Annotated in this window: 6 protein-coding genes and 1 pseudogene; 2 read left to right on the top strand and 5 right to left on the bottom strand. The window is 35.0% G+C overall.

The annotated features are described in order from the left end of the window. Window positions 1–258: 258 nt before the first annotated feature. Both OZD67_RS01815 and OZD67_RS01810 read left to right on the top strand, forming a co-directional pair. Window positions 259–1,584: pseudogene (locus tag OZD67_RS01815) on the top strand (IS110 family RNA-guided transposase); the annotation flags it as partial. A 590-nt stretch (window positions 1,585–2,174) separates the two neighbouring features. Further along, on the top strand, window positions 2,175–2,738 hold the full coding sequence (locus OZD67_RS01810) for a methylated-DNA--[protein]-cysteine S-methyltransferase (protein ID WP_182182658.1): 564 nt from the start codon (window positions 2,175–2,177) through the stop codon (window positions 2,736–2,738). Here OZD67_RS01810 and OZD67_RS01805 read toward each other — a convergent pair. From OZD67_RS01805 to OZD67_RS01785, 5 genes are all read right to left on the bottom strand, one after another. Continuing rightward, on the bottom strand, window positions 2,709–3,080 hold the full coding sequence (locus tag OZD67_RS01805) for a helix-turn-helix domain-containing protein (RefSeq protein WP_182182660.1): 372 nt from the start codon (window positions 3,078–3,080) through the stop codon (window positions 2,709–2,711). The two genes, OZD67_RS01810 and OZD67_RS01805, sit on opposite strands and share 30 nt — an antisense overlap. Before the next feature lie 34 nt (window positions 3,081–3,114). Beyond that, entirely contained in the window at window positions 3,115–3,447 is a 333-nt protein-coding gene (locus OZD67_RS01800) for a helix-turn-helix domain-containing protein (protein ID WP_182182661.1), read from the bottom strand. 103 nt (window positions 3,448–3,550) lie between these two features. Next, window positions 3,551–4,210 carry a JAB domain-containing protein gene (locus tag OZD67_RS01795; RefSeq protein ID WP_182182662.1) on the bottom strand — a complete coding sequence of 220 codons (660 nt, stop codon included), beginning with the start codon at window positions 4,208–4,210 and terminating at the stop codon, window positions 3,551–3,553. Then, window positions 4,203–4,424, bottom strand: a complete 222-nt coding sequence (locus OZD67_RS01790) for a hypothetical protein (protein WP_182182663.1) — start codon at window positions 4,422–4,424, stop codon at window positions 4,203–4,205. The genes OZD67_RS01795 and OZD67_RS01790 overlap by 8 nt, the downstream gene beginning before the upstream one ends. Further along, window positions 4,408–4,639 (bottom strand): IS3 family transposase (locus OZD67_RS01785; RefSeq protein WP_274999630.1); only part of this gene is annotated, 232 nt, incomplete at its 5' end. The genes OZD67_RS01785 and OZD67_RS01790, both read right to left, overlap by 17 nt.

Genomic DNA, 4,639 nt, shown 5'->3' with positions numbered 1-4,639 from the left:
AACAAGGAAAAATCTTGTTAAACCTGAAAGAAACTATTTTATCCAGTGCTATAACAATTTTTAAATATAATTTATTAAGAAGTATTTTTGCAGTTATAACCGGACGCTCAATGGTGCTAGAGTGCCCGTTTGGGAGCATGGTTTTGGAGGAACGGTTAAACCACTGATGGAGTCTATTACGACTACCTCGATTAGAAGATTGTATAATCTAACCGTCCCAAGCTTAAATACTTCTTCATTATAAGTTATAGGAGGTCAATTACAATGACAAAAAGTAAATTAGAGGTAATGAATCCTGATGCAGCAGGGATAGATGTTGGTTCGGCTGTACATTATGTATGTATACCCGAGAGAAGAGATGAGCAACGTGTTCAAAAATTTGGCTGCTTCACTGAAGACCTTCATAATTTAGCAAGGTGGTTAAAAAAGTGTAAAGTTACAACCGTAGCGATGGAATCAACTGGTGTATATTGGATTCCTTTGTTTCAAATACTGGAATCTTACGGTTTTGAAGTTAAGTTGGTAAATGCGCGACATGTAAAAAATGTACCTGGGAGAAAGTCAGATGTTCAGGACTGTCAGTGGTTACAACAACTACATAGTTATGGATTACTCCAAGGGTCATTTAGGCCAGATAGCCAGATATGTGTATTGCGTAGTTACGTGCGACAACGTAAGAACCTCACTGAAAGTGCATCTACACATGTTCTGCGTATGCAGAAGGCATTAATTCAAATGAATATACAACTGCATAGAGTTATAAGAGATATAACAGGAGTAACTGGTATGAAAATTATCAAGGCTATAATTAAAGGCGAAAGAGATTCTGGGAAATTGGCTCAATTCAGGGATGCACGAATAAAAAATGATCAGTCTACTATAGCAAAAGCGTTAGCTGGCGATTATAGAGAGGAACATGTATTCACGCTAAAGCAAGAATTTGAACTATATAATATTTATCAAGAAAAAATAGCAGAATGTGATAGAAATATTGAGGTCTATTACAAAACGTTTGAAACAAAATCTAACGAAAGTAAACAGTTGAGTAAGGAAAAGAATAAGCACAGAAAAAGTAAGCCTGACTTTGCTTTGCACGAGGAACTGCACCGAATAACTGGTATGGATTTTACTAAAGTTCCAGGGCTTGATATACTAAGTATACAGACTATAATTTCAGAAACTGGTATAAACCATAATAAATGGTCAACAGAAAAACACTTTTCATCGTGGTTAGGACTCAGCCCTGCCAATAAAATTACAGGAGAAAAAGTGTTTAGCACAAGAACGCGTAAAGTCATTAATCGTGCTGCGAATGCATTTCGAATGGCTGCTAATTCTGTAGGAAATAGTAAAAGTTCATTGGGTGCATACTACAGGAGATTAAAAAAACGATTAGGAGCACCAAAAGCAATAACAGCTACTGCAAGAAAAATAGCATGCATATTTTATAGTATGCTCAAATACGGACAAGAATATGTAGAAAAAGGAATGGAATACTATGAAACACGATATAAGGAGAGAGCTGTAAAAAATTTGATCAAAAAGGCACGAGAATTTGGCTATACTTTAGTGCAACAAGCAGAAAGTGGACTTGGTTCTGTTAAGATCTGTGGAAGCGAGAGATGGTACCCATCCAATTGTAATAGAGTTAAAGTTTGCTGGTACTGGAGAGCTACAGCGAAAAATTGTAGAAGCAAATACTCAGCTAGGTAGTTATTTTAATGCTAGAGGATATAAGCGTATTACCGACGGGGATACAGTAGTTTTAACGTACGCCATCTTCAATGATCGTGCGCAGAGGCCAAATACTCTTATATCAGTTAAGGATGTTCTTCGTATAAAAGACAACTTAGGGCATAGTTCTGCAGATGATCTTCCTGGTAGATAAGGGTTATTGAGAGTTTATGTGTCAAATCTAGTGGTATAATGCTAATATATGGTTAAGAGTGTGGTAGTAAAATATATAAAAATTTACTATAAGTTTTCCTTGAATTTTCTTTTTACTTTAAAATTAATTATTGTTAACCTAGTATCATATGTTATTAAAAACTCAAATAATATAGTCACTTCCAGCAACCAAAACCGCTGCGGGGTGGATTGGTCTTGCGTAGCGTTTGAACTCTTTAATTTTAATATAAATCAATTTAAACTGTATCAGTACTGATTTCTTAAGTATGGCTAAATATCAGGTTATAACACCTGGAAAAAATAAAGAATCTATCGATATTTTATATGGTTACCACTCTACTATTTTTGGAAAAGCACTTATTGGAGTTACAACACAAAGCATCTGTCACCTTTCTTTTTGTGATTTTGAAACTTCAGCTATTAAGATACTTGAAAAAGAGTGGCCACAAGCCTACCTGAAAGAAGATAGGCTAACAACGGCAAAAATTGTACGCAATATTTTTGACACACAAATACCTGAGAGATCATTTTCTTTGCTTGTTAGAGGAACAGACTTTCAAATTAAAGTCTGGCAAGCATTGATTTCGATTTCCACAGCTACAACAACAAGCTATGCCAATATTGCTCATATAATTGGTAAGCCAAAGGCCATACGTGCTACCGCAAATGCAATTGCTAACAATCCAATTTCCTACTTAATACCATGCCATCGTGTTATTCGTAAGTCTGGAAAAATTCATAAGTACCGCTGGGGAGTAGAACGCAAGAAGGCTATTCTTGCTTATGAAGCACTACTATACCTATCTATTAGTAAGAGCCTTTATCACTGAATGAATAATATCACGCAACGTTCCATCCTTAATTTTCCTGTATTCCCTCACTAGCCTTGATATTTCTTTACTACTTGTATCTCTATGGAAGGCCTTATCATGTAAATCCTCAGAGGCTTTTGTAAAAAAATATGACATATCAACTGACAAAGCTTCTGCCAAATTATACAACCTATCAACTACAAGCCTTACTTCTCCAGTTTCATATCCTTGTATATGCTGAAATGAAATTCCAAGCTTTTTTCCTAGGTCTCTTTGGCTAAAGCCACACATTAGCCTTCTTTTCCTTATTCTTTCCCCTATTTGTTTATCAATAGGATGTTGTTCAACTTGCGCAATCATTCATTAATATCTTAACTCATATATTAAGGCAATACTAACTTTCATTGTAACCTTGAGAAAAAGATTTTACTAACGTATAAACTACACTACGTAATCTTTTGCTCTTAATTTCGTTATATCCTTTGACTAATTTTAGTATTTCTTCGTCGTAAGCTTCATGTAAGCCTGTATGCACATCAGTAAAAAAATCAGCGACATTAATCGATAGAGCTTTTGCTAAGTCATATAGTCTACTGGCTAAAATGCAATTTGAACCATTTTCGTACCTTTGTATCTGCCTATATGAAACACCTATTCTTTTTCCTAACTCAGTTTGTGTTAAACCACAGTATAACCTAAGTTCCTTTATTTTTTTGCCTAATTCCACTTTTTATTACTAATTTTAGCTGTTCAAGCTTATATTGAATTTTTTAATTTATGAAGTGGAAAAAAAGAAGGAAAGCTAGAGAACTTTCCTTCCGGTCTACAGATTACAATAAACCACTGTCATAAAAACTAAAATGGCTCTTCTGTGTTACGATTATATGATCTATTAATTTCATTCCTACATTTTCACAGGTTGCAGCTAATGTAAGTGTGTTATCTTCATCCTCTTTAGATAGCTCTATATCTCCACTTGGATGATTATGTGAAATTGCAACAGATGATGCGTCAATCAGTAATCCCTGTTTTATTATTTCCCTCACATATAGAGGCACTCTATCTATAGTTCCACAGTCTTGAACATACTCATATATTAAATGACCACTTCGATCTAAGTATACCACTCGTAAGCTTTCCTTTCGTGACTGTCCTATTGCTGCTTTAAAGTATTTTAGTAGCTCTTCTCTATTATCAAGAATCGACAGCTTTTTTAACTTACCTTTCAATATCCTATCGAAAATCTCTTTCAGGCAAAAGATATTTGCTATTGCTCCATCGTTCATTCCTGTAACATTTTTTAGCTCGTGAAGATCAGCATTAATTACCCTTCCTAAACTACTAAAGAGCTCCATTAGCTTTTTGGCAACTTCTCTTCCTTCTGTGTATTCAGATAGATTACGTTCCAGTAGCTCATGGTCAAGCAAAGACCTACCTCTGCTTGATAGAATACGAGTTTCTAATTTCTCTTTTCTCTCACTATTATTCATAAAAACCTCCAAGATCAACATTATATACAAATTCAACGCCAGCTTTCTGACGCAGTAGTTCTCGAGGAATAACCCTCTTGAACTCTAAATTTGCAATGTTGTCCTTGTTGCTTGGGCACTGGGATGACAAAAAAGGGGCTATTCTGATGACACTGACCTTACCCAGAAAAAGTAGAGAGGAAGTTAAGACGTTTTTGTCATGAAAATGATGCATCAAATTGTTCAGGGATGCAATAGTTAATAGTAGAATGACGTCGTTGTTTATTATAAAAAATTTCAATGTATTCAAATATGGCAGTTCTAGATTGTTGAGCAGAGTGTTGTGAAGGATCAATAAGTAGCTCTCTTTTGAGTGAGCTGAAAAAGCTTTCTGCAGGTGAGTTATCATAACAACAACCCTTATGACTCATGCTAGAGATAATATTTTTT

Origin of the sequence: Wolbachia endosymbiont of Drosophila nikananu (assembly GCF_028981865.1) — a bacterium.
In the GTDB taxonomy this organism is placed as follows: domain Bacteria; phylum Pseudomonadota; class Alphaproteobacteria; order Rickettsiales; family Anaplasmataceae; genus Wolbachia; species Wolbachia pipientis_B.
Note: the sequence above shows the minus strand (reverse complement) of the source record. Positions and strands in the feature narration are given on the sequence as shown.